We start from the raw sequence: 3,755 nt of genomic DNA, 5'->3' as shown, positions 1-3,755 counted from the left end.
ATCCAGGGCGTTATGTCGGCGCAAAGGCAGGTGAGGCCGAAGATGTCGATTTCGCGGAGAGACTGGAAGAATTACAGGAAGAGTTCGAACGGCTGACTACGGAGGCGCGAGTGTTGGAGGCGCAGATTGATGCAAACTTGGCCACGATACTTGTTGCGGCGGAATAGCCAATGGCTCTTACAACTTACCGACTTATGGATGTGACGACCAAGATCGGTAGCGGTGCCACGCCAACCGGTGGCAAGGAGGCTTACCTCGAAACGGGTATTCCGTTGATCCGTAGCCTGAACGTTTATGACCTTGAGTTCGTCTACAAAGACTTGGCGTTCATGGACGTGATGCAAGCTCGCAAGCTGTCGCACGTGACGGTGCAAGAGAAGGACGTTCTCTTGAATATCACCGGGGCCTCTGTTGCGCGTTGCTGTCCCGCCCCTAAGGAACTTGCTGGCGCGCGTGTGAATCAGCACGTTGCGATTATCAGAGCAGATGCAAAGCGTGCGTGGGGCCCTTATCTGGCACGATTGCTGGCCTCGCCTCTTTACAAGGACAAGCTACTCGCCACTGCTGGCGGTGGCGCGACCCGCGAGGCGCTCACGAAAGCCGGCCTTGAGCAGTTTGAAGTGCAACTACCTGAGCTTGAGGCTCAACGGAGATACGCTTCAATCCTTTCCGCCTATGACGACCTGATCGATAACAACACCCGGCGGATTGCGGGCTTGGAGGAAATGGCGCGACGCATTTACGAGGAGTGGTTCGTCCATTTCCGCGCCCCTGGCTGTGAAGGTTTGCCGCTCGTCGACAGTCCGCTTGGGCCGATCCCTGAGGGCTGGACGGTGACCGAGTTGATGGACTTTTGTCAACGCATCACTGACGGCGCACACAAAAGCCCGCCGACTGCTCAAAATGGCCGGCTCATGGCATCCGTGAAGGACATGACGGATTGGGAGTTTGAACCGTCCGGCTGCAGGATCATCGACGATGCTGACTATTCGGACTTGGTCCGAAACGACTGCAAACCGCTGGTTGGCGATATACTAATTGCCAAGGACGGCGCGAACCTCAACAAGCATACATTTCTCGTATGCGAAGATCTGGATATTGTGCTCCTTTCTTCGATCGCCATAGTGCGTCCAAAGCCAGAAACCCATAAGGAGTTCTTGGTTTCTGCTTTGAAGTCCGATGCTGTGAGCCGTCGCATCAAGGACAGCCGCACTGGCGCCGCCATCCCCAGAATCATCCTGAAGGACTTCAAGCGGCTACTGCTTGTAACTCCGCCAATCACCTTGATGCAGCAGTTTGACAAGTTAATTCACTCCGTACATTCCCTCTGTCGGAGACTGAGTCGCGCCAATCGCAACCTCCGCGCCCAACGTGATCTCCTGTTGCCCAAGCTCATCTCCGGCGAGATCGATCTGTCACAAGCGGAAGAGCTTATGGAGGCGGCGGAGTGACCTTCCCAAAGCTTGGGCGGCTGACAACGATTTCCGCCAAGGCTGTCTGGCTGGGCGAAGCCCACACCCTTACCCCATCGCTGCGGTTGGCATTCATCCCGCGAATGAAGTCGCTCGATCTTGGTGCTGACGACAGTGCGAACGGTGAGCCCGACGAGGACGCATGAGCGAAAGGGGCGATCTCATCTACGAACAGAGGACGCCGAGCTATCGCGGCTTCTCTGAAGATGAGCTTATTGAACAGCCTGCCATCGGCCTCTTCAAGATTCTTGGCTGGCAGGCCGCCAATCTCTATGGTGAGTTCGGTACTTCCTCGACGCCACGGCCGAGTCCTGAAGGGCGTGAATCGCGTCGTGACGCGTTTCTTCCGAACCGCCTCCGGGCGGCACTTTCCAAGCTGAACCCCGGAATACCGCAATCCGCCCTCGACGAAGCCTACGCCTTGCTTGCGAGCGAAAGGACAGCGCTGGAGCCAAACCGCGCGAATGCAGATCTGCACGGAATGCTGCGCGACGGCGTAAAGGTGAAGGTAAGGTCTCCGGGCGGATCGCTGCGCGACGAAACGGTACGCATTATCGACTGGGAGAATGCCGGCGCGAACGACTTCCTGCTCGCCAGTCAGGTCTGGTTCTCAGGCGATCTCTACACCCGCCGCGCCGATCTGGTCGGTTTCGTCAACGGCATCCCGCTGCTCTTCATCGAACTCAAGGCGCTCTACCGCTCAATAGCGGACGCCTATGACGGCAATCTCAAGGACTACCGAACCGCAATCCCGCAAGTCTTTTTGCCCATCGCCTTCGTCATCCTTTCAAATGGCCATGAAGCCAAGCTCGGAGCGCCGCTCGCGCCCTTCGAGTTCTTCACCGATTGGAAGAAAATTGACGACGAGGAGGAGGAGGGCGTCGTCTCGTTGGAGACCTTGATCCGAGGCACTTGTCGTCCCGAACGCTTCCTCGACATTGTCGAGAACTTCATTGCCTTCCAGGAGGGTGAGAAGGGCCTGATCAAGATTCTCGCCAAGAATCACCAATATCTCGGGGTAAACCGCGCGATCGAGGCCGTAGGCAAGTTGAGGGAGAACCAGGGCCGTCTTGGGGTGTTCTGGCACACTCAAGGCTCGGGCAAGAGCTTCTCCATGATGTTCTTCAGTCGAAAGGTGCTGAGGAAACGTCCCGGTGATTGGACCTTCGTCATCGTCACCGATCGCACGGAACTCGATGACCAGATTGCCGACACCTTCTCCTCTTGCGGCGCTCTGACCAAGGACCGCCAATTGGTTCAGGCAGGGTCGCGCAAGCATCTCCAGGAACTCCTGACCGGGAACGAACGATACATATTCTCGCTGATTCAGAAGTTCGGCACTGAGCGCGGAGAGGTCTATCCAATGCTGTCGGACCGTTCCGATGTCATCGTCATCACCGACGAGGCACATCGCAGCCAGTACGACGTGCTTGCCGCCAACATGCGGGCGGCACTCCCCAACGCTGCTTTCCTCGGCTTCACCGGAACGCCGCTGATCGCAGGCGAAGAGGAACGTACGCGCGAGGTGTTCGGCGACTATGTCTCGGTCTACGACTTCGCTCAGTCGATTGCAGATGGCGCGACAGTGCCGCTCTATTACGAGAGCCGGCTGCCAGAGCTGCAACTCAAGAGCGCCGATCTCGATGAGGAGATCGCCAAGGTTCTCGACGATGCCGGGCTCGACCCCAAAGCGGAAGAGCTATTGGCGAAGCAGTTCGCCAAACAATACCACCTCATCACCAATGACGACCGGCTCGATAAGGTCGCGGCCGATCTGGTGCGTCATTTCACCGGTCGCGGCTATCGCGGCAAGGCGATGTTCGTGGCGATCGACAAGGCGACCGCCGTCCGGATGTACGACAAGGTGCAGGTGCATTGGACCGCGCACCTGAAGCAGGAGCGGGTCCGCATTGCAGCAATCATCGATACTGTCGAGCGGAAGGCGCTGGAGGAGCAACTGGCGTGGCTGGAGGCGACCGACATGGCGGTCATCGTCAGCCAATCGCAGAACGAAATCGAGGTCATAGCAAAGCGCGGAGCCGACATCCGGCCGCACCGCCAACGGATGGTCAAGGAGGAACTCGACGAGCGCTTCAAGGCAGCGGACGACCCGCTCAGGCTGGTCTTCGTCTGCGCCATGTGGATCACCGGCTTCGACGTGCCGACCTGCTCCACGATCTATCTCGACAAGCCGATGAAGAATCACACGCTGATGCAGACGATTGCGCGGGCGAACCGTGTTGCGCCGGGCAAACAGGCGGGTCTCATCGTCGACTATGTCGG

The 3,755-nt window shown here is 58.1% G+C and carries 3 protein-coding genes; all 3 read left to right on the top strand.

Features of this window, described 5'->3' with window-relative positions:
- The first annotated feature begins 170 nt into the window (after nt 1-170).
- Nucleotides 171-1,451 carry a restriction endonuclease subunit S gene (locus EOA86_RS26270; protein ID WP_128344362.1) on the top strand — a complete coding sequence of 427 codons (1,281 nt, stop codon included), beginning with the start codon at nt 171-173 and terminating at the stop codon, nt 1,449-1,451.
- Nucleotides 1,448-1,618 (top strand): hypothetical protein, encoded by a 171-nt coding sequence (locus tag EOA86_RS38885; RefSeq protein WP_164891990.1) that lies wholly within the window; start codon nt 1,448-1,450, stop codon nt 1,616-1,618. The genes EOA86_RS26270 and EOA86_RS38885 overlap by 4 nt, the downstream gene beginning before the upstream one ends.
- A partial coding sequence (locus EOA86_RS26265; protein WP_164891989.1) for a type I restriction endonuclease subunit R occupies nt 1,615-3,755 on the top strand: 2,141 nt, incomplete at its 3' end. The genes EOA86_RS38885 and EOA86_RS26265, both read left to right, overlap by 4 nt.

The organism is Mesorhizobium sp. M5C.F.Ca.IN.020.32.2.1, assembly GCF_004023105.1.
In the GTDB taxonomy this organism is placed as follows: Bacteria; Pseudomonadota; Alphaproteobacteria; order Rhizobiales; family Rhizobiaceae; genus Mesorhizobium; species Mesorhizobium wenxiniae.
The sequence above is the reverse complement of the archived record's forward strand: the minus strand, read 5'-3'. Positions and strand labels throughout refer to the sequence as shown.